Source organism: Ruegeria sp. CE12 (assembly GCF_056537525.1).
Genome location: NZ_JBQFRS010000003.1, coordinates 12469 through 34985 on the forward strand (window position 1 = coordinate 12469; position 22517 = coordinate 34985).

General features: G+C 54.1%; 19 protein-coding genes. 2 read left to right on the top strand and 17 right to left on the bottom strand.

The genetic code is table 11. The features are described 5' to 3' along the window. Nucleotides 1–11: 11 nt before the first annotated feature. From ACR0IO_RS08770 to ACR0IO_RS08850, 17 genes are all read right to left on the bottom strand, one after another. Nucleotides 12–563: a GbsR/MarR family transcriptional regulator gene (locus ACR0IO_RS08770; RefSeq protein WP_480740890.1), complete on the bottom strand. Its 552-nt coding sequence runs from the start codon at nucleotides 561–563 to the stop codon at nucleotides 12–14. A gap of 173 nt (nucleotides 564–736) precedes the next feature. Beyond that, complete coding sequence (locus tag ACR0IO_RS08775; protein WP_480740893.1) at nucleotides 737–2716, bottom strand: DEAD/DEAH box helicase; 1980 nt, start codon at nucleotides 2714–2716, stop codon at nucleotides 737–739. A 304-nt stretch (nucleotides 2717–3020) separates the two neighbouring features. Beyond that, nucleotides 3021–3203, bottom strand: coding sequence for a hypothetical protein (locus ACR0IO_RS08780; RefSeq protein WP_480740894.1), 183 nt, complete (start codon nucleotides 3201–3203; stop codon nucleotides 3021–3023). Nucleotides 3204–3373: 170 nt separating this feature from the next. After that, on the bottom strand, nucleotides 3374–3760 hold the full coding sequence (gene cueR / locus ACR0IO_RS08785; protein ID WP_170331875.1) for a Cu(I)-responsive transcriptional regulator: 387 nt from the start codon (nucleotides 3758–3760) through the stop codon (nucleotides 3374–3376). 15 nt (nucleotides 3761–3775) lie between these two features. Then, entirely contained in the window at nucleotides 3776–6286 is a 2511-nt protein-coding gene (locus tag ACR0IO_RS08790; RefSeq protein ID WP_480740896.1) for a heavy metal translocating P-type ATPase, read from the bottom strand. A 368-nt stretch (nucleotides 6287–6654) separates the two neighbouring features. Beyond that, a complete protein-coding gene (locus tag ACR0IO_RS08795; protein ID WP_480740900.1) occupies nucleotides 6655–7128 on the bottom strand; it encodes a c-type cytochrome in 474 nt (157 codons plus the stop codon). Then, nucleotides 7128–8498, bottom strand: coding sequence for a multicopper oxidase family protein (locus ACR0IO_RS08800; protein WP_480740904.1), 1371 nt, complete (start codon nucleotides 8496–8498; stop codon nucleotides 7128–7130). The genes ACR0IO_RS08795 and ACR0IO_RS08800 overlap by 1 nt, the downstream gene beginning before the upstream one ends. A 39-nt stretch (nucleotides 8499–8537) precedes the next feature. Further along, nucleotides 8538–9437: a c-type cytochrome gene (locus ACR0IO_RS08805; RefSeq protein WP_480740905.1), complete on the bottom strand. Its 900-nt coding sequence runs from the start codon at nucleotides 9435–9437 to the stop codon at nucleotides 8538–8540. Nucleotides 9438–9446: 9 nt separating this feature from the next. Then, nucleotides 9447–10016 carry a c-type cytochrome gene (locus ACR0IO_RS08810; protein WP_480740907.1) on the bottom strand — a complete coding sequence of 190 codons (570 nt, stop codon included), beginning with the start codon at nucleotides 10014–10016 and terminating at the stop codon, nucleotides 9447–9449. Between the two features lie 55 nt (nucleotides 10017–10071). Further along, on the bottom strand, nucleotides 10072–10410 hold the full coding sequence (locus ACR0IO_RS08815) for a hypothetical protein (protein WP_480740909.1): 339 nt from the start codon (nucleotides 10408–10410) through the stop codon (nucleotides 10072–10074). A 2-nt stretch (nucleotides 10411–10412) separates the two neighbouring features. Continuing rightward, nucleotides 10413–10862: a c-type cytochrome gene (locus tag ACR0IO_RS08820; RefSeq protein WP_480740911.1), complete on the bottom strand. Its 450-nt coding sequence runs from the start codon at nucleotides 10860–10862 to the stop codon at nucleotides 10413–10415. 69 nt (nucleotides 10863–10931) lie between these two features. Then, nucleotides 10932–11522, bottom strand: a complete 591-nt coding sequence (locus ACR0IO_RS08825; protein ID WP_480740913.1) for a L,D-transpeptidase — start codon at nucleotides 11520–11522, stop codon at nucleotides 10932–10934. Nucleotides 11523–12045: 523 nt separating this feature from the next. Further along, nucleotides 12046–16137 (bottom strand): beta strand repeat-containing protein, encoded by a 4092-nt coding sequence (locus tag ACR0IO_RS08830; RefSeq protein ID WP_480740915.1) that lies wholly within the window; start codon nucleotides 16135–16137, stop codon nucleotides 12046–12048. Between the two features lie 373 nt (nucleotides 16138–16510). After that, nucleotides 16511–16999, bottom strand: a complete 489-nt coding sequence (locus ACR0IO_RS08835; protein WP_480740917.1) for a helix-turn-helix transcriptional regulator — start codon at nucleotides 16997–16999, stop codon at nucleotides 16511–16513. A gap of 161 nt (nucleotides 17000–17160) precedes the next feature. Next, entirely contained in the window at nucleotides 17161–17856 is a 696-nt protein-coding gene (locus ACR0IO_RS08840; protein WP_480740919.1) for a phosphatase PAP2 family protein, read from the bottom strand. 249 nt (nucleotides 17857–18105) lie between these two features. Continuing rightward, the gene (locus tag ACR0IO_RS08845) at nucleotides 18106–19197 is read right to left on the bottom strand and encodes an amidohydrolase family protein (protein ID WP_480740921.1); all 1092 of its coding nucleotides are present in this window, start codon (nucleotides 19195–19197) and stop codon (nucleotides 18106–18108) included. After that, nucleotides 19194–19733 (bottom strand): cytochrome b, encoded by a 540-nt coding sequence (locus ACR0IO_RS08850; RefSeq protein WP_480740923.1) that lies wholly within the window; start codon nucleotides 19731–19733, stop codon nucleotides 19194–19196. The genes ACR0IO_RS08845 and ACR0IO_RS08850 overlap by 4 nt, the downstream gene beginning before the upstream one ends. A gap of 161 nt (nucleotides 19734–19894) precedes the next feature. On the opposite strand from ACR0IO_RS08850, the gene ACR0IO_RS08855 reads away from it, so the two are divergent. Both ACR0IO_RS08855 and ACR0IO_RS08860 read left to right on the top strand, forming a co-directional pair. Then, a complete protein-coding gene (locus tag ACR0IO_RS08855) occupies nucleotides 19895–20707 on the top strand; it encodes a LytTR family DNA-binding domain-containing protein (RefSeq protein ID WP_480740924.1) in 813 nt (270 codons plus the stop codon). A 218-nt stretch (nucleotides 20708–20925) separates the two neighbouring features. Beyond that, on the top strand, nucleotides 20926–22260 hold the full coding sequence (locus ACR0IO_RS08860; protein WP_480740925.1) for a flavin monoamine oxidase family protein: 1335 nt from the start codon (nucleotides 20926–20928) through the stop codon (nucleotides 22258–22260). The last annotated feature ends 257 nt before the right edge of the window (nucleotides 22261–22517 follow it).

Below are 22517 nucleotides of genomic sequence, written 5' to 3' on the forward strand. Positions count from 1 at the left end.
AAAATTTTAGACTACTTGCTGTTGATCTTGAGCAGCGACAAAACCTTGTCCCCCATTTTCATCAGCAAAGAGAGTTTTGACTTGGGTACATTGAGCATCTGCTCCGACCAGCGATCGGCTGTGTTCAGGAAATCCTGCATCTCCTGCATCCGACTGAAAACGGCCGGATGCAAATCCGGTTCCGTGGCGGCCTGAGCGACACAAACGTTAATTGCGCGCATGGCCGGATCAATCTCGCGCTCTTTTCGCCCCTTTGCGATCAGCAGAGCCATCTCCCAAACATCGGTTTCGGCGGCGAAGTGCTCTCTGCGATCACCGGGAACCGGAATTCGGTGGATCAACCGCCAGCCAACGAGTTCTTTCAGCGAATTCGAAACATTTGACCGAGCAATTCCCAATTTCTCGGATATCTGCTCGGCATTAAGCGGAGTTTCACTGAGAAACAACAGCGCGTGGATCTGGGCCACAGATCTGTTGACCCCCCATTGGCTGCCCATATCACCCCAATACAGAATGAACTTAGACTTGGAAGAGGAGTCAGATATGTCGTCTATTTCTGTCATGACAGAAATAAATGATATTCCCTAGAGAATGTCAAGCCGATGCCACGAGGCGCAATGCCAATCGACATAACGGCATTTTTCTAAGGGCTTCCGATAACACCCACGCTCGCGGTATCGGGTCCAGCTACAGCTAAGACAATGGGCCGATGTGCGGGAGGAACCGCAGCTCAAGGCTACCGCCGTTTCGGGACGGCACTCCCGCCCTTGGCCGCTTTTACAGCAGCTCGAGCGCGGTTTTTCTTGCTGTTGGGCTTTCCTTTGGGGGGAGGAGGACCTTTAGCACCGTTTTTGCGAGATTTGGAATGCGCGTCTTTGCCAGCCTTGGCCTCAGCCTTTGGCTGACTCTTAGGGCTCGCCGCCGCTGGCTTTCGTTTTTTCAAGGGCGCTTGCGCTATCTTTTCCGCGTCTTTCGCCCTGGGCTTTTGATCTTCTGATTTGCGGGGTTTGCGATCCTCGGATTTCGGCTTGCTGCGCCGAAGTTCCGGCGCTGCGTCCCGTTCCGCTGGGTGGCCATCCATTTTTCGCCGACGCGGTTTGCCGGTGGGCGCGCGATCAAATTTCGGGCGTTTGAACGCTGGAAGATCTGGTGCGGCGTCCAGACGAACAATGTCTTTTGACCCCTCTATCTTCATATCTGGGCCTATGGCCGTCAGAAAACCCTCAACGGCAGCTTCACGGATTTCGACATAAGACAAGTCATCCGCGATACGTATCGCGCCGATATCGTCTTTTGTAATCTTGCCCGCCTTGCAGACCATCGGCAGCAAATGACGTGGGGATGCGCTTTGATTTCGCCCCTCCGACAGCGAGAACCATACGCTTGGGCCAAACTCTGCCCGAGGTTTTGGCTTTTCAATCTGTACAGCACCCAGTTCTTCCGGGGCAGAATACCGCTTCTTGTACTGGCGCAGATAGGCTGCTGCGATTTGCTGAGGTGTGAATTTTTCAACCAGTTGGTCGACCGTCGCGCTCTCACTCTCAGTAATGTCGGTCTGCCAATCTTCGGCCGACAGCATACGCACTTGATCGCGTTCGTTTACATCATCGGCAGAAGGCGCAGATACCCAATCGGCGCTTAGCTTGGCGAACTTCAAAATGCGCTCCGCCTTCTTTCGGGAAGACGGAACGACAACCAAAGCACTGACACCTTTTCTCCCTGCCCGACCTGTGCGGCCGGAACGGTGCAAAAGGGTTTCGTGACTGTTAGGCAGTTCAGCATGCACCACCAGATCGAGATTGGGCAAATCAATGCCTCGAGCAGCGACATCGGTTGCAACACATACCCGGGCACGCCCATCACGCATCGCCTGCAATGCATTGGATCGTTCACTTTGAGTGAGTTCACCTGATAGCGCTACGACCGAAAAACCACGGTTCGACAGTCGCGTCGTCAAACGCGAGACCATCGCACGGGTGTTACAAAACACGATTGCGTTGGGCGCTTCGTAATAGCGAAGGACATTGATGATCGCGTTTTCACCATCGCGTGCGGCCACCATCATGGCGCGGTAGTCGATATCGGCATGCTGGGTCCGCTCGCTTACCGTCGAGACACGCTCCGCATCGCGCTGATAGCTTTGGGCAAGCTTGGCGATCGCGCCGGGAACCGTGGCAGAAAACAACAGTGTCTGACGGTCTGAAGGGGTTTCATCCAGTATGAATTCCAGATCCTCGCGAAAGCCCAGGTCCAGCATTTCATCAGCTTCGTCCAAAACCACCGCACGCACTTGGGTCAGATCAATGGATCCTCGCATGATATGATCGCGCAACCGTCCCGGAGTAGCGACGACAATATGCGAACCGCGTGCCAAAGCACGACGTTCATCGCGCATATCCATGCCACCCACGCAAGACGCCAGAAACGCGCCCGCATCGGCATAAAGCCACCCAAGCTCACGCTTCACCTGCATCGCCAGTTCCCGGGTCGGTGCGATAACCAGAGCCAATGGCGCACCGGAAGCACCGAATGTGTCATCGTCTCCCAGCAAGGTGGGGGCTATCGCCAATCCAAAGCCGATGGTTTTCCCCGACCCCGTTTGCGCAGACACCAACAGATCCCGGCCTTCCAGTTCTGGCTGAGTGACCGCTTGCTGAACTGGTGTCAAAGCCTCATAGCCCTTACGGGCAAGCGCGTCTGCGATGGTTTTTTTCACGGCTGAGATTCTCTGTGTAAGGCAGGCTGTGCGACTGAGCAGCATTGCAAGCAGCGCATCATCCGAGATTAAAGACCGCCCTCTATCGGGTAGAATTCGGTTTGTATAGCCACTGTATCCTACTTGTTGCGGAAAACGGCGCGTTTTGTGCAAATAGTCCCCGCCGCAACGCTATCAAAGCGGCCAGCCTCAGGGTGATTGGCAAGAAGCAGCACCTACAGCGCCTCACATCTCAGGCGTTACGGAACCGCAATCGGCATTTTAATTGTCAATTTGAACTGCGTTCTTAGATGGTGGCACAGGTTCAGAAACAGAGAATAAAGTCCGAGCGAACCTCTCCGGCCTCGGTCGTGTTACCATGATGCGCATGGTGAAACTGGTGCGCGCGTCCTTCAGCTTCGGTTTCAGGTGTCGGGTGCAACGGGCCAACATAGCCGAACTGGGAGGTAACATCCGCGCGGATTACTCTGGATTGGTCACTTTTCAATGCGCCACCTTTTTTGAGGATCGGCGCGCAGCCCTTTCTAGGTATTCCGGCACAGCGATCTTCTCCAATATATTGGCGTCATCGCCGAAGCCAGTCACTGCCTTAAGCCGATAAACTTAGTCATAGATTTCTATGGGTGCTTGCGCCCCGTCACAATCGATCTCCGCGATCTATGTCTGACCAAGATTTTTGAGGATCGGACAGTCGGGGCGGTGGTCGCCAGCACATTCGTCGATGAGATGAGACAGCGTGTCATGCATCGCTTTCAGATCGGCAATCTTATCGTCTATCTCTTTGAGATTCTGTTTGGCGATTTCTTTCACGTCAGCGCTGGCGCGTTCTTTGTCCTCGTACAGCGCCAGTAACGAACGACAATCCTCAATGGTGAAGCCCAAAGAACGGGCTCGTCCGATGAAGGCCAGTTTGTGCAGTTCCTTTTCATCGAAATGGCGATACCCATTCAAACTGCGCTTTGGCTTGATGAAACCGATATCCTCGTAATAGCGGATCGTTTTAGCCGGCAGACCCGAACGTTCTGCTACATCTCCAATATTCATAGCAGTTCTCCTGTACTATTCAGCAGGCACTGAACGCAGCGTCCGTTTGGCATTTTCCGCTGCCTGATCCTGCACAACCTTGTTTGATTTAACCCAACGCAACCGTAGCGCGTTGGTCAGAACGAATACGCTGGACAACGCCATGGCACCTGCGGCCAATACCGGCGAGAGCAACGGGCCGCCAAACGGGTACAGTACCCCCGCCGCAACCGGTATGAGTAGTGTGTTGTAACTGAACGCCCAGAACAGGTTCTGGCGGATGTTGCGCATAGTTCGCTGGCTGATATTGAAGGCGTTGACCACGCCGGTCAGATCGCCTGACATCAAAACGACATCGGCTGCTTCGATCGCGATGTCCGTGCCTGTGCCGATTGCAATACCCACATCAGCCGCCGCCAAAGCAGGTGCATCATTAATGCCGTCACCTACAAAGGCCAGTTTTCCACCATTCAAACGCAAATCTTCCAACGCGGACACTTTACCCTCGGGCAAAACCTCGGCCACAACATGATCAATACCCAGTTGCGCCGCGATAGATTTGGCAGTAGCGGTATTGTCACCGGTAATCATCGCAACTTTCAGCCCCAGTTCGTGCAAAGCTTCAATTGCGGCAGGCGTGGTGGTTTTGATCGGGTCAGCCACAGCGATAACGGCCGCGATGACCCCATCTATGGCGGCATAAAGTGGAGTCTTTCCGTTGACTGCCAGTTCAGCGCCCTGATCAGACAACGCGCCTATTTCAACGCCTTCGCGGACCATCAGTCGGTCAGCCCCGATCAGGATTGTATGGCCTTCAACTTCAGCACGCACGCCGTAGCCAGTGATCGAAGTGAAGTCTTCAGGCTGCGGAAGATTCAACCCTCGGGTTTCAGCCGCGCGCGCGATAGCCGTGGCGATAGGATGTTCAGATGTGACCTCAACTGCAGCAACAAGGCGCAGAACCTGATCTTCGGTCATTTCTTCGGCCACTATCAGGTCGGTCAGTTCCGGACGCCCTTTGGTCAGGGTGCCGGTCTTGTCCACCGCCACAACGGTTGTTTCCTGCAGCATTTGCAAGGCGTCGCCCTTACGGAACAGCACACCCATCTCGGCCGCGCGTCCGGTGCCAACCATGATCGAGGTTGGAGTAGCCAACCCCATGGCGCAAGGGCATGCTATGATCAGCACCGCAACCCCGGCCACTAGCGCCAGGCTGAGCGCGGGATCGGGACCGAACAACAGCCAAACCAGAACCGTCATCACGGCCACAGTGATCACTACCGGCACAAACCATAGCGTGATGCGGTCGACCAGGCCTTGAATCGGCAGTTTGGCCCCCTGGGCTTGTTCGACCATCTGGATTATCTGGGCCAACATAGTGTCGGCACCGATCTTTTCGGCCTGGTAAGTCAACGCACCAGTGCCATTTACGGTTCCCCCAACCACAGTAGCGCCTTCGGTTTTTTCGACTGGAACCGGCTCACCAGTAATCATGCTTTCATCGACATATGACGCCCCAGTCACTACGGCACCATCCACCGCGATCTTTTCGCCCGGTCGAACGTGAACAAGATCCCCTACAGCGATCTGCTCAATCGGGAGCTCAACAACCGATCCGTCGCGTTCAACCCGCGCTGTTTTTGCCTGTAAACCAACCAGTTTGCGAATTGCTTCACCAGTTCTGCCCTTAGCGCGAGCCTCAAGGAAACGCCCCAGCAAAATCAGAACCACGATCACCGCGGCAGCCTCGTAGTAGACGTTTGCAGTTCCCGCAGGCAGGATACCGGGCGCAAAGGTCGAGATAAGCGAGAAGCCATAAGCCGCCGAGGTGCCCAGCGCCACCAGAGAGTTCATGTCCGGCGCGCCTTTGAACAAGGACGGGAAACCCTTGGTATAGAACTGCAAACCTGGCCCCAAAAGAACGATCGTGGTCAGAAGGAACTGCATATAATAGCTGTTTTGGATGCCGATCGTACTCGCTACCAGGTGGTGCATGCCCGGAATAACATGCGAACCCATTTCAAGGATGAACACCGGCAAAGCGAGCAAGGCAGCAAAGCCCGTTCGCCGGGCCAGCTGGAGGATCTCTGCTGCTTTGCGGTCTTGTGGTTCGGTTTGCGAAGCGGATCGCAGGGTTGCCGGATAACCTGCAGTTGCGGCAAGCGCCGCGATGGCTTCGGGCGTGGTGACACCCTCAGCATAGCGCACTGTGGCACTTTCGGTGGCCAGATTGACTGACGCAGACAACACGCCATCATCAGCTTCCAAGGCTCGTTCAACGCGCCCTACGCACGATGCACAGGACATGTTTTGAATATCCAGCGTGACCTCATTGGTCAGGGCCGGGTATCCGGCGCTGCTTAGCGCATCTGCAATCGCCGCTTTATCAGCTGGATCGCGAAAATCGACCTGAACACTTTCGCTGGCAAGATTAACCGAAGCGGCATCAACACCTGGAATAGCTTTCAGCGCGCGCTCAACCCGCCCTACGCAGGACGCACAGCTCATCCCCTGAACCTGAAACCGCGCATGTGAATTTTCAGTCATTTTGTCACCACAAGTACTCTGCTGACGTGCAACATAAGGGTTCCAGCAAGTGGAAGGTCAAGGGATGTGGGTGACTTTCTTTCCAACGAATTTTGGTGATCCATTCGTCATAAGCTGACCTTCCTGTGCTGGAACACTTAGCCACAACAACGAAACAGATGTACGAACCTCTTTGACGACCCTGAGTATCCTGAGGACGCGAAGCTATGGTCGCATGATAAGTTGAGGCGCGCGTAATCCCGCCCCATTGGCTCTATCTTAAGTCTCTAACAAACTCGATGAGACGGGTCATTTCACCTTCGGCGCTCGCCACACGAACACCGATCAACATGGCTGCCGCGATTTGACCTGTGCGTAATCTCATCACATCAGTTTCCGTCCGTTTGTTCTGCCTCAGTGCGCTGCTCTTGCAGTTTACGCTCCCGATCCGGCCAACTGTCCTTGATAAATGCAAGGATGTTCCAGATGTCCTGATCCGACAGGGTGTCCCCGAAACCTGGCATGCCACTTTTGACGTCGGTGACACCCATCTGTTTCAAAGTCTGTTCCCCACCAAGCTTTGTATAGTCGAACAACAGCTTGTCGCCGTGATGCCATGTGTGGCCTGTTCGGTCATGTGGGGGCGCCCGCAAAACGCCATCTGGATCAGGTGTCTGCCAATCCGGCTGACCCTCCAGATTCGCCCCATGGCATGACGCGCAGTTTTCGGCGTACAAATCTGCACCGCGTGCCGTATCCGGGGACGAGCTGTTCTGTGCACGCCCGCTAAGACCCCAGCCTGTGACAGTGACAATGATCACTACCGCAGCCAGTGACACCCATTTCGCAACGCTTTTATTCATCACACCACGCTCAACCAAGTCTTCATACCAGCGGCCTGATGCGACAGCATGTGGCAATGAAACAGCCAATCCCCCGGGTTATCCGCAACGAACGCGATTTCCCGTGTTTCGATCCGGTCGACCAGGATTGTGTCCCTCAGCGGCCCAAGACTCCCGTCCGCCAGAACTTCCTGAAAGTGCGTCCCATGCAGGTGCATGGCGTGGGGAAAGACGGTGTCGTTTTTGATCTGTATCCGAACGACGTCACCACGAGAGACAGAGGCCAACGGGTTCTCTGGCAAACCAGCAATACCGTTGAAAGTCCAGATCTGACCCTGCCGAACCAATTCATCGCTACTCATGATCTGGCCTTTGTACGAGCCTTGGCGCAGCCCACCCATTGCTCCTCCTTCCATTACCAAAGGAACGGTCAGAGCGTCCGAAACATCCTTGAGCACAGAAACGGGATTGGGTGGCAGAGCCTCTATCGCGCCGCGGGCGACAGTTGTACCGCGCCTCGAAACCGGAAGCTCAGCAATGACAAATGCTTCATCACGTTCGTGAAGAATGATTTGAACGGCTTCACCCACGTCAGATGTGACATCTACAACTAGATCCACTCGTTGCGCAGGCCCGAAAACAAGGGTTTCAAAATCCTCTGGCTGCGTTACTGGCATGCCGTCATAAGCGATCAGTTTTCCGTTTGCGCCACGAACTGAGACATACATGATCCGATCAGTCGCGACATTGACCAAGCGAAGCCGCAATCGCTGGTTCGTTAAAACTTCGGTTATGGGCGATACATGCGCGTGAACGTAATTCCCCATTCGACCTGCATGCGTCCAATCATGTATTGAGCCAAAATCATCGACAATTTGGGCATCCTGCCCCAACCGCCAGTCATCCAGCAGAACCGTAATGTCATGATCCTTGTCCGGCGGGTTCGTTTCATCAACGATGAACGCGCCGTAAAGGCCCCGGGCGACTTGTTCCGTCGACTGGTTATGTGAGTGATACCAAAAGGTTCCCGCGTCCTTGAGCGGCAATTCATACTGAAATTTATTGCCCATTTGCACCACCTCCTGTGTGAGACCCGGCACCCCATCCATGTTGTTTGGAACCCGCAATCCATGCCAATGAATAGCCGTTGGTTGGGGGAGCGAGTTCAGGAGCGTCCGGCGAACCGTTTCGCCCTGACGGGCACGAATTTCGGGGCCCGGAACACCGCCGTCATATCCCCAAATCTCGGTTTCCGGATAGCTGTAGGGCGCTATACGCGCCAACCCTGAACGCGCCTCAATTGTTTTAGGAGGCGTAGCCGCCCTCCCGATACCAGGCACCGCGAACAGTGCCGATGTCCCGGCAACGAATTGCCTGCGATTGAGCGTCATGATGACTTCCTTCCCAAGAATACTTGATCTCTCACTGGATTATCCGCCGTCGTGCACATCCAGCAGATAGATCGCCATCGCCTTGCGGTCATCCTCTGTCAGAAAGCTGGTGCCATAGTTTACGACCTCTCCCATTGCGCCTCCGAACACATCGCCATCAGGCATGACACCTGTGCGCAACGCATAGGCCAAATCATCAACTGTCCAGCCGCGCTGTTGCAGCGTCTCAAAGTCGATGGCTGGCGCCTTGTCACCGCCCGGCAGAGAGTCACTTCCCTTGAAGTGTTCGGTGTCTGATTTTCTCGCGCCAACCAAGTTCCTCCCGGTGTGGCAGGCCGCACAATGCGTGGCGCCTTCGACCAGTAAACGGCCCCGGTTCCAAACATCATCATTACCCGGCATAGGATCGGTGCGGGGCGGTTCCAGAAAAGCTGCGCGCCACAGTTTCAGGCCCCAACGCTGATTGAAGGGGAACGCCATATCCTGCTCTTTTGACGGTTCCGCGACCGGTGGAACCGTTTGCCAGGCAGCCCAGAGATCGGCGATGTCCTGATCCGTAAAGTTGGCATAGAACGGATAAGGAAAAGCCGGGTAGTAGGGTTGTCCGTCGGGCGACACACCCTGTCGTACGGCACGGGCAAACTCCTCGACAGTCCAACCACCGATCCCGTGATCAGGATCGGTGGTCAGATTCGGTGAATAGAGCGTGCCGAACGGTGTATCTAACTCTACCCCGCCGGCCAGCGGCGCACCCCCTTTGGCAAAATCTGTGTGGCAGGCGATACAGCCACTTGCCCTTGCCAGATATGCCCCACGGTTAACGTCACCCTCGATGTGAAAAGACTGTAGGGGCCGGCCAATCGGCCAAGCAATTATTGCAACAAGTCCCGCTGACGCCATGACGGCAGCAGCAAGGCCCAATCGGACTAGTGGACTCATGACGCATTCCTATTCCGACCGAAATCGCGTGTGGCATGCCGAGCAGGTCTGGCTCAGCATCATGAACACGCCATCTGCTGGCATTTCAGAAAGTTGTGCCTGTTCCGGGCCCCCGCCCATCATGTCGGCATCCATCATAGAACTATCACCCATCATGGTTGCATTGCCCATCATACCGGAACCTTGGTCCGATCCGGACGCCATCAACCCATTGTCCGCCGCAAGCATGAGCCCTTCAGAGTAGGTTTCCAACTGTCTGGCCAATTCTGCAAAGGAACCCCAGTCCTGCCAGATTTCCGGTTTCGCCTCCGAGGGTTTGCCATCAGTTCCCTCTGGAAACAGCTTAGTCATGCTCTCACCGGCATGGAGCCCTATTTTCTTCGCTTCGCTTCGCACCGTTTGCGCGTTGTACGGCGTTTTCCCCTGCATCATCGGCGTGAGGACTTTCATACTGTCCTTCATCGCGGACATACCGTCCATGCGCTCTTTGACGATGCCGGTTGCACCACCATGAGCCAGAGCGGCTGCGGCAAACAGAGAAACCAGGGCGACGCCTGTGGTCATTTTTAGAATGTTCATTGCTTTGTCCTTATCGTCTGCTTCGACGCGCTCGTGCTGAGGGCAATTCGACTGGTCAGATCAGGACGCGCGGCGGCGGCGGGTCAAACGCCATGATGCTCAGAACCCGGTATTGGGCGCGTGGTATCGAGTATCTTTGTTCCGTGTCTTTGGGGGCAGGCAGCGGCGGACCTATCGAGAATAGCCCGACAGCGTTGCAAATCGATCCGCCATGACAATGCCCCGGATGACCTTGTTGGACATGCTCCACGTCCGCAGTGTCCGTATGGTCAACAACATGTTGCGAGCTGCTACCATGCGCATGAGCAGAGTCGGCAGTCACAAGTAATCCGCCAATGGTCAGCACCATTGACAGGATCATGTAGCGAATTGCATTGCCAATCCGGCTCGTCACTTTCAGAAAATCCCGTTTTCCTGCTGCAACTCTCTGATGTACGCAACGATGCCTTTCACATCGGCACGGGTCAAGCCATCGACCGGCGGCATATTGCCAAACCTCCAATGGTGTGCCCGAACTCCATTCTGGACTGCGACATAAAATGACTCGTTCGAATGGTGGCTTGGTTCATAGATCTTATGCACCAATGGCGGCGCAAGCCCCTCCAGACCAGTTGCATTCACACCATGGCAGGCCGCACATTTTGCGTCGAATGCCACCTTTCCGACTGCCGCAAACTCGCTCAACTGCTCCGGCAGATAGACGTTTTGGATTGGTTCTCCCGGCTCCAGCGCCGCCGTATCAGGTGACGCCAACGAGTGACCAGTTGGTTGCTGATTGAGATTGTAGACGAGTACGGCGGCACCTGCGACCGCTACGCCGCCGATCAAGAGTGTAAGTTTATCCATCTCAGTATTTCACTTGATTGTCAGTTATCGGACAGTTTTGCACGCCCGGTGAAATCGACCTGGACGAGGTCAGATCAGTTTTACCTGCGTGCCCACTGCCGCCAATTTGAACAGTTCCGCAATCTGCTCGTTGTACAAGCCAATGCAGCCGTTGGAGGATCGTCTCCCGATCTTGCGGGTGTCGTTGGTGCCGTGGATACGATAGTACTGCCAGCTTAAGTATAGCGCATGTGTCCCCAGAGGATTCTCGGGGCCCGGGCCTACAAAGTCAGGCCACGCCGGATTGCGCTTTTTCATTGCCGGTGTCGGTCGCCAAGATGGCCCTTCGACCTTGCGAGTAATTGTAGTGTAGCCCAGCCTTGTAAGGTCTTCCGTGAGCGGAACGCTGGTGGGAAACATACGATAGACGCTTTCGTCCTCCGACCAGTATTGCAACACTTTTGACTGTGTATCAGAGAGGATCACACCGTTCCTGAGTGTATCAAAATGGTCCTGCCATTTGGCAACGCGGAACGACGATACGTTTCGGCGCGTACCTTCGATTGCTGCGGGTTGGGCCAAAACGGCCGGTGCGGGAAAAAGCGTCGTTGCAGCGAAAGCGGCTATCACTTCGCGTCGCGATATACCCTTTCTATCTTCGCTCGGTTTCATGCCTGCCATCCTGATCGGTTATCCTTGTTTCTCGATTCAGGTAGCTCGTATGCCCTATTCCTGCGCTGGAAGGTCAACATGAAAAAGACTTCGCACAAAGCAGCCCCAATACCTTTCGTGCAGCCGATCCTCTGCGAGCGAGGGGACATTGTAGGGGCAGATAGGCACAGAGGCAGGCAAGTTTTACAATAGTCGGCGCCACTGAATGACCGGTGTGGTGAAAATCCATGCAATGCAAAGCTTAGCTCGCCACACGTCTGATCCAGCAATCAAGACTGGGTCAGATTTCGTCAGCTATTGTTTTGTATTGACTTGCTGCCTCTCAAACTGACGGTGCTGATAACGGTCACATTTCCGTTCCAAACGATGAAACCTCATTAAAAATCTGTGGACCACCCTCGTGAGCGGCTAAAGGTGGTCCACAGAAATAGCAGCTTGATGAGTTGTTATCTCAGAGCCACGCACGAGAAGGTCGGCGTGGCCAATACGATTTTTCTGCTTTGGCTAACAAAAACGCTGACGCATTCCCGGTTCAGAAGCTCCATTCATAGGATGCCCACAAAGCTTGCGTAGACACATCAGCGCCTAGGGTTGATCTTGCCTCCAAGCGCAGGTTTCCACCGTGCACAAAGGCTCTCTCATAGCTCAGACCGACTTCGCCGAAAGTATCGGTTCCACTACCGCCCGAGGCCAGAGCAAGCGTATTGCCGAAGACTGCCACATCTATGATCGATGGCGCATCTGCGTCACGGTGGATCGCAGCCAATGATGCAGATAGGTTTCCTCCTCCCAATGACGCTGTATAGGCAGCCCCGATGCGGGTTTCATTGAACGTGATGTCTCTTGCGCCCACAGTCGCATTCGCGCTGCTGCCCATCTCGGTGTAAGCATCCAAATTCTGCTCGCCATATAGAAAACTGGCTCTGGGTGTCAGGACCGCGCCGTGCTCCAACACAAAATCACGTTCAGCAGCAACGAAAGCTGTGATCATATCGCTCGAGTAGTCAGCCGCCGACCTTGTGTTTCCACTGACGCGGGTTTCGTTGTGATCCAAATCACCATAACCCAACCCGAAACTCACATCAGCAACTCCGAAGTTTTGCGCAACGATCCCGCTGACAAACACGCCGGACGTATCGAAAGACGTCGCGCCAAAGGTTCCGTCATTCTTGAAATAGCTGGCCCCGAACCCGTATCGCAGCCCGGCTCCAAGATCGCGGGTCAATCCAGCGCTGGCGCTCCACATATTTGATGAAAGCGCCAAAGAGCTGCCGTTCGAAGTACCGTCGCTTCTGCTGCCGCTGACAAGGAAATATGGTCTAAACCCTTCGATTGCACCGCTTCCGCTCGTGCTGAGCACAGCTCTGTCCCGACTGACATCGGTGCTGTCTAATTTGTCCAACTGACCTTTAAGGACATAGGACAGCCCTGCGACCTCGAAAGCCTGGTTGGTATTGGGCTGAAACTCGCGCGCATCGATGGAAGCATAGACAGGCGCCGCGCCACCTTCGTCGTCAACAAACCATCCCTGAGACGGTGAGGACACCGAGGTCGTAAACACCCCGTTTGACGTATCGTCGTCCCGGAAACGGTAGATCACTTTGCCTCCGACATGGGTCAGGTTTACATCGTGGTCACTCACCCGCATCAACCCATCGATGTTTGCCGTGGATTCCAGATTTAGTGTGCCCCCACCATCACCCAAGTAAATGGCGTAACCCTTACCGGTGGACTTCACTGCGATGTCGCCCGTGACATTGATCGTTCCCTCTGCGGTACCGACATACAATCCGTAGGCTTCAACATCCGACCCGTTGGCCGTCACCGCAATTGACCCGCTGTGCGATAGAACTCCGTTCTCGTTCAGCGCACGCGCTTTGACGCCATATGCACGCACCTGATTGGATCCGTCCGCAGCCACAGCTATGGCACCTGAATTGTCAAGAACCCCGGAGATGCCCCCATCGATCGAAATGCCGGACGCAATCAGTTCAGCTGTGTTTCTGGCCTTTGCATCAACCGCAATGGTTCCACTATTTTTCAGTATACCACTGGTGTCGATTGAGTTTGTCGACGCTCCGACAGCAGTGCCGCTTACGCCATCGTTCAGGTCGAGCGATACACCAATACGACCCGAGTTATGAAGCTCACCCAGGAAGCTGATGATACGGACGCCAGAAGCTTCCGCATTAAAAACTCCATCCCCTTTGGCCGAGACGTTAATAGAACCGGAATTCGATAAGTCGGTAGACTCGAACAGAAATCCAAGGCCTACGCCAACAGCCTCGACGGAACCGCCTTGTGTGCTTTCTGCTGTTACCGTGAGTTCGCCGCTGTTGGAAATATGACCATCGGCCAATATGTTCGCGCTGACCCCGTTTGCACTCACGAAGGTTCCGTTATCACCTTGGGCCGCAACCACGATTTTCCCTGAATTCGAAATCGAGCCTCCCAACTCCAACAGTGATGCTGAAGCACCCGTTGCGAGTACCTCGCTGGCACCGCGACCAACTGCCGTTGCAGCAATAGTGCCCGAGTTAGAAATGCTGTCGGAAATGGTGTCGGTTTCAAACCCCCTTGCATATACCGATTGCGTGCCGGCTGCTTTCGCCAGGACGATGCCTGAGTTGACAACCTGTCCACTAGTGCCGCCCAGCCTGATCCCCATGGCTGAGGCGGTACCACCTTCCGCTACTACAGTCAGGTTCCCGCTGTTGCTCAGCGTACCCTCAATCGTGCCTGCTGAAATTCCATAGGCATATGCGCTTGAGCCATTGCTCTGGGCTTTGACGGAAATCGTACCTGTGTTGTTGAAGTCGGCATCGCCAACAACATTGCCAATCCGTATTCCTCCGGCCGAAACGTAAGAACCCTGCGCAGCGACCGAGATTTGACCGCTGTTGGAGAATGTACCCGCCACGGTAGAAGTCCGGATACCGATTGCTTCGACACTCGAACCATTGATCACATCGACGGTAATCGCGCCCGAGTTGTTCATCGCGCCGTTGATCTGGCCCAAGCTTATACCATACGCCGAGGCATGGCTTGAGGCATCAATCTGAACGGTCACATTGCCCGAGTTCGAAAGCGTGCCATCCACTGTATTTGTTGAAATACCCGAGGCGTCACCGGTACCCGTGCCAATCGCTGTGGCAATAATGGAGTTTGTGTTGTTCAAAGTGCCAACAATATGCCCGGCTTCAATTCCAATGGCATTGGCGGTTCTTCCCCGACCCGTTGCGAAAATAGGCCCATTGTTCGTCAACGTGCCTGTAACAGTCTCGGCGAGTATACCGGTTGCGGTTACGGTACCCGAACCGGTTGCAGCCGCGATCAGAGGCCCGGCATTGGTAAGTTGACCGGAAATATCTCCAACCTCGATTCCATATGCGAAGGCCAGTTGGTTCCCAGCGCGAGCATCCACAAATATCTGGCCACTATTGTCGAGCGTACCTGCCAGATCCTCCGCCTGGATCCCCCGGGCCCGTGCGCGATCACCGTTTGAGGTAACGATGAGTTGCCCACTGTTCGTGACGCTGCCATCCACATCTGCAAAATCCAGCCCGTCCGCAACAGCACCCGAACCCAGCGCAATCGCTCGGATCGTCACGAGACCCGAATTGCCGAAACGGGCGGCTGTGCTAAGACCGCCAATGTCAATGCCGTCCGCACCGGCTGAGCCGCCGATAGCCTGCCCATCGATGGAACCGGAATTGGTCAGGCTGCCGGTAAGATTGGAAACTTCAATAGCATCAAAATTTGCCGCACCGGTGCTGCCGGCGGTCATTGAAACGGTCAGGGCACCGCTGTTGTGCAAATTGCCGGATACGGTGGAAATCTCAATTGCATCCCCATTTGCATTGGCTCCCCCGTTCCCAGTGACGGAAATGACGCCGGTATTGTTCAAATCACCGGACAAGTCGCCGATGCCAATGCCATCGACGCTGGCAGTTGTTCTGGCAGTTGCAGAAGCCGTAACGGGTCCTGAATTCTCAACTGTCCCAGCGACGGTTGTCAGTTCAATGCCATCCGCAAACACATTCCCGCCGGAACTGACGGCGTCGACAGCAATGCCGCCACTGTTGCGGAAGGTCCCATTCACGGTCTGCACAACTACCCCAGAAGCAAACACGCGGGAGCTGAGATCAGCACCAACACTGATCGTTCCGCTGTTGGCCAAGGTGCCATCAACTTGGTTAACGTTAATACCGGCAGCGGTGCCAAAGGTCAGCGCCGAATTTGCGATGTCGATGGTGCCAGTATTCTGAGTGGCGCCTGTCACATTCCCCGACACATCAATACCGTGCAACACTGCACTGTCGCCAAACGCCGCTCCCATCGAAATTGTGCCGGAATTCACAACGGCACCGGACAAATCGCCGTTGATGTCGATCGCGGCTCGGGTTCTCTGAATGCCTTCGGGCGCTGTCAGCCGCCCGTCATTTGTCAGCGTGCTGAAATAGTCCGCCACATTAACTTGAACCAGGCCCCGTCCCGGCAACGGGTCTACGTTAATCGACCCGGTCGCCGTAATGGTATGATCTTCGTCAACACTACTGATCAGAGAAGCGGTCCGCGCCCCATCAACGACCTCACCAAAAACAGATCCTGTTGAAATTGCCAAAACCGAAGCTGAACACAAAAAAACGGAAGGGGCGACACTCGCCACTCTTCCTTTCCATTTGGTCAACCGTCCCCCACGTGCGAAAGCACGAACTCTTTGCTGGATCTGCATATAACTTTGCCCCATCTGGCTAAATTTCCGTTCCCTGGGTCCGGAGGGTTGTTTCCCCTGCGTCACCCGTTCCATGCGCCATTTGTTTGCACACTCAAAACTGGCGTTAAATGTGCGCTGGAGGCGGAAATATGGCCAAATAGGCAGATTAGAACTTTAGTTTATGCATTTTCCACAAGGGTTTATGCCAACATGAGACTTTATGCGGCAGATGTGGACAGGGGTGTCACTCTGAGTGCGACGCCCCTACCAATAGTTGGCGTCAAGCAACCGATCCGCCATCTGTCAGATCTTCCAAAAAAGCACTGAGCAGCTGAGTTTTGCCTGCATAGCCGGACTTTTTGTAGATCGAATTGGTTTGCGCTTTGATGGTGCCTTCCTTGGCGTTGCGAATTTCCGCCATTTCAGCGATCGAGCACCCTTTGATCAACAGGCGGGTAACCGCACGCTCGGCCTCTGAGAAAGACCATTGTTCGAAATATGCGTTCAGCAGATCTTCGAAGGCACTAGAGGCCCTGGCCACCTTATCTTCAAGTGTCTCTTGATATCGGCGCATTTTCAGAACTTCGAACCCAAGCACCATGATTGAACCAAACAGTGAAAACATGATCAGGACTTCCCAGACATGAATTTCATCCCATTCATCAATCCAGGCCACGCCCATAGCCTCGCCAATGTCTTCGAACAACATAATGCAGGCGCAAAATAGCGATGCGAAGAACGAAAAAGTCAGGCGTTTTTTTGATGGCATAGAGGCCTCCCCACAGGCAGTAGATTTGATCGCGGGTTCTTACGCGAAGTAAGCATACTACCTCAAGCGACAACCGCCGTCCTCTGCAGCAAAAGTCCACAGTTCGAAAAGCCCTAAGCTGCGCAACTTGGCCAGATGATTACATCGGTTTTCAGAGACCGTTAGCCCTGCCCCAAACTCTTGAGCCTCGTCCGCCCACGCCCGCGATGTTCCAGGAACATGAACGACAGCAGCACTGCTATCAATGACACCAGAAGGATCGCAAAAATTACATCAGACAAGAAATGCCGGCCAAAAACAGTGCGAAGCAGCGCACCAAGAACTGATACCGTGAGAGCAAAGCCAAAAACAATTCGGCGCAATGCCTTGTTTCGAAGAAAGCGGGTCAGGACATAGGCAGATATCGCAAAGGCTGCTGCTCCGGCGGCCTCACCTGAGACAAAAGAGCAATTTGCCTGACATTGGGCGGCGATCTCAAAGGGTGGGGAAAACGAAAGATTACCGCCAAACTCCATAATATCAGCTGGTCTGGCACGACCCCAGAACGACTTTAACAATCCATTGACCAGAAGCGCGGGCCCGATCAAGTACAGGCAGAAAATGAACCCCCACACGCGCCTCGGCACTCCGGTGTACGTGCTGGAGATAGAACCTGCGAGAACGCCGCATAGCGCGAGTACTGCCATATAGAAGTAGGTTTTCTGCGCTGCCTCGCGAAACACTGACAAAACAGGTGAGCTCGCTGCAGCGAAACCTTTGACCGGCTCCCAGAACAGTGATGAAATCCAAACATCAATCCATGGAGCTGAAGCAAACAATGCCTGAAAAGCAGCGACCAAAAAGAACAACCAGATCATGATCCGGGTTCGATTGCTTTGATATCTCGCCAGATAGTGTAACGGTTTTTGACCTCGGTTTGGTGCGGCAGGATGGATTGGTACGAACTTCTGCATGAGTTTCACTGGGTTGCTGCGCACGATGTGCTATCGACAAATCAAGGCGCGAGTTAGCAGGTACAGCCCATCTGGGCGCCTCTCGCGAGAGAGGCGCAGATTGCACTGCAATTTACTGGATCGACGTTTGGCCCGCTCTAAGGCCAAGGTGTTCTAAAGGGAGATATTCAAGAGCTTCTCAGCATTCTTGTACCCGATTTTCTCCTTGACCGGCCTGGGTAAATCCACGCCACGGAACCATTCGGCCCCTTCAATCCCACTGACAAACGGATAGTCGGTCGAAAACATAACTCGATCCTCACCCATCACAGTCAATGCCAGTTCAAGCAGTTCGGTCCGGAAGAACGCGCTGGTGGTGATGTGGAAATTGTCGGTGACATAGCTTTGAAGAGGCTTTTGCAGCTTGCCTTTTGTTACCTTCGCCAGATCATCCCCGATGCGCCAGTAATAGAAGGGTAATGCCTCGCCCATATGGCCGATGATAATCTGCAGGTTCGGGTGGCGGTCAAACACGCCGCTGACGATCATGCGCAGGCACTGCAGGGCAACTTCCTGGTGCCACCCATAACCCGCACCGCTGAGAACCCTGCTGACAATCGGGTCACCCAGATCATCGTAATACAGATCCATCGCCTCTTTCGAGGCCCATCCCGGATGGATGTAGATCGGTACGCCTAATGTCTCGGCCATAGTCAGAACCGGTTCGAAATCCGGATGATCCAGAAACATTCCATTCACAGCGCCATAGGTCATCGTGCCAACGAACCCCAATTCGTTGACACATCGCTCAAGCTCGATTGCGGCTGCCTCAGGCGAGGTAAGCGGTAGCGCGGCGAAACCGCGAAACCGATCCGGATGGGCATCGATGTAGTCAGTCTTGATCTGGTCGTTCAGCCTTGTCGCATAGTCGATGCCCTGCTGACCAGGCACGAGTTGCGCACCCGGTGTCAGAGCCGACAGAACCATGATATTCAGCCCGGCCTCATCCATATGGGCCACGCGCCCCACGCCCACATCCATGATGTCAAAGGACGGAACACCCGGTGGGAATTTGATGTTGTTGAGTTGCATCATTTCCGGAGTGGCAAAATGCTCTTCAAGCCCGATCAGAGGCATGTCTTTGTCACGCTCGGCGACTTCCGCTGAGCCGATGGACCAGAGATCACTGTTTGCAAACGACACACCCGGCAGGGTCATAGCGCCCATTGCTGAAGCAGATAGCAAAAACTCACGTCGCTTGATCATTTGAATGTCATCCTTCCCAGCACGTCATGGCCTTCGATGCGATGCTTCACGACGGCTGCAACATGGCCCGCGACAACGGCTAGCATCGCGTAGGCGAGCCACCTGTGAAGGGTCGCCGTGGTCGTTTCGAGATTGTAGCCCCATAGCGCTTCTTTCGTCGGAAATATTTTTGGCATGCTGAGGCCGAACATAGTTGTGCCATGTCCACCAAAATCCGTTTCAGCCCATCCGATCAAGATAACCATCATTGGCAGAACGTAGAGCGCCAGATGGCCCAAGTGCGAGAGCAGTTTTTCCCAGTTCGCCAAAGCCGCCAACGGAGCGGGGGCCGGTGTGACAAACCGAAGAGCAATGCGCAGCACGATAAGGAACAGCAGCAAGACGCCCATGGAGATGTGAATTGAGAATAAGGCTTCCTGTATCGCGGAGTCATCCGGTACCAGCTTGGTCATCGTGTACCCACAAGCCCACATGAAGGCGAAACAAATCGCTATAAGCCAGTGTAGAACCCGAGTGGAAAAACTGTAGCGTTCCATATTAGCCACCCTTTCTTTGAAGCTGCTCAGCGAGATGCTGCAGACCGGGTGAGCATTCAAGAACGGACGCTGGAGCGGTCGCCGACCTGCGCTAAAGGTATGGGTTCATTCGCGAACGGTCGGGGCTCGACCATTCGCGATGGGAGCGCTAGATACTCAACATGAAGTTGGATCAAGTTGCTGTCTCTGCTGGGCTTATCAGAAAGGTTCTGCTTGCCGCTCTAATCGGGGCGGGCTTCATATTGGTTCTCGAACCAACCCATACGGAAAACGTGCCCATACTGGCGGCTTTTGCGCTATGGTTTACCCATCTGTTCTTGGCTGCTGCGCTCTTTTTGACGGGCGTTTTGGTGCTGCAACGATTCAGATGTCCCGACCCGATCCCGGCAATCGCCTCTGGACTTGTTTTGCCAATACCTTTCGCTGTGGGATCTCTCGTCCTGGACTATGGTTTCGGCAATGCCGATGATGACCTGCAAGCGGCTGGAACACCCATTTCTGTTTTCCTGAATGAAATCGTCACAATTACTCCGCTCGCTTTGGCGGTAGCGGTGGCAATGACATTTCTTCTTCGCCGAAGTCCATCAGATGAAAGCGCTCTTCAGACCGAAGGGCAACCAAAGGAATTTTCCCCATCATTGAAGCAACTCATACACAACGTACCGAGCGCTCTTGGAGATGACATCATTCACCTTCACGCGCAGGACCACTACGTGGAAATCGTTACCACCGAAGGACGCGCATTGCTTTCAGAGCAGTTCGGCGATTGTTTGGAAAAGCTGGAAAACCTGAACGGAATTCAATGCCACAGATCTCACTGGATCAGCTTGGCGCATGTCGACAGTGTTTCGCGAAAAGGTAGCGCATACACCTGCAAAATGAGCAATGGCGATCAGGTTCCTGTCAGTCGGAGGCGATACGCAGAACTGCGCGACAAAGTCGATGCTGCTTTCACCAATGCCCGAAGGCAGTGATGTACAACTGGAAACGAACGGCTCTTCTTGAATCTCTCAACGCCGGTCGGCGGTGGCAAATGAAGATGAGCGCAACCGAACCACTCTCGCATTATGAGTGTTGAAATATCGGCTCTCGCTGCTTGTTCAATCGTGCTTTTTGGAAGATGCTGGCATGATGCCAAAAACTAACAAATAGCTGTCTCGGTATCTTAACTTGCCAGGATTGAGAGGAACTTATGTACACTCGACGGAGCGCTTTAAAACTCGGGATTGCATCTTTTCTGGCATCACTTGGCTCTGGCGTCCATTCGCAGGACCTCGATGATACTACAGTCATCGTCATAGGTGCCGGCATCTCTGGTCTCGCTGCGGGTCAGGAACTCTTGAGACACGGCGCAAAAGTGATCGTATTGGAAGCTGGGGACTATGCTGGTGGACGTATTCGAACCGATATGTCCATGGGTGTTCCATTTGAATACGGGGCAGGCTGGATACATGGGCCAAGTTCTGCAAACCCTATTCAGAAGCTTGCGGCGCAGATCAAAGCACCGACCTTTCTAACCGATGACAACAGTCTTGAAGTTTTCGGACCGGATGGCACCCCACTGACGGACGCAGAGTATCAGCACATCGATGACACATACGAACGTCTGTTGCGCAAGCTGTATCTGCGCGTTTGGAACAGGGACACAAAAAGCATCAAGGAGGCCATCGCCGACTTGGAACCCGAGGTGCTGAATGACCCTCTGGGCCGGTGGTTGCTCTCTGCCTTTGTTGAATTTGATATTGGCGCGGGGATCGAGGATATCTCTGCCGCCAATGCCTTTGCAGATACGGCCTTTGAAGGCGACGATGTCATTTTCACCGAAGGGTATGACACGATCTTGGCTCCGCTGATGAGCGGACTGGACATTCGACTAAGTACCCCGGTCAACCGCATTGCATACGGCGATGACGGTGTGACCGTGAACGGCATCCCGGCTGACTATGCCATTTGTTCGGTTCCTCTGGGTGTGTTGAAAACCAACGCTATTGAGTTTGACCCACCTCTTCCGACTGACCTGCAAGTGGCAATTGACAAGCTTGGCTTTGGCTCGGTGACGAAGATTGCCCTGAGATTTGACAAGGCCTTCTGGGACGAAAAGACCCAGTATTTTGGGATCGTAACTGAGCCAAAGGGACGGTGGAACTATTGGCTAAACTACCGGACGTTCAGTGAAGAAAACGTTTTGCTTGGTTTGTCTTTTGGCAGTTACGCCCCCATTGCGGATCGAATGAGTCAATCGGAGATGACTGAAGACGCCTTGGCGGTTCTGCGGTCGGTTTGGGGAGAGCATGTAGTCGAACCGAATACCGTTCTGAGCACACATTGGTCTGAGTACCCCAATTTTCGAGGGGCTTATTCTTATCCGCAAACCGGCGGGTCAACCGAACAATTTGAAGTCTTTGGTGAACCTGTAGCTGAACGGCTTTTCTTTGCTGGTGAGCACACGATATTTGATTATCACAGCACAACGCATGGAGCGTTATTGTCAGGCCGGCACGTTGCGACCCGTATCATTGAAAACTAAAATGCAGACCTTCAGATGCAGTGCGGCATTCGGCAAAAAAGGGTTCACTGCCGCAATTCGTTGCCGTTGCGTCAACTGGTCGGACGAGCCAAGAATTATCGTTGGTTCCACTTCAGTCTTTCTCTCGTAGAGCAGGTTACGGACCACACACCCCAGACGTTCAGCATCAGGTGGAAAATGATAAGTGAGCGGACAAAACGAACATTAGAAAGTTAGGAGCAAAACCTTCTCCACTCTGTAGCAAAGCCAATGGATGT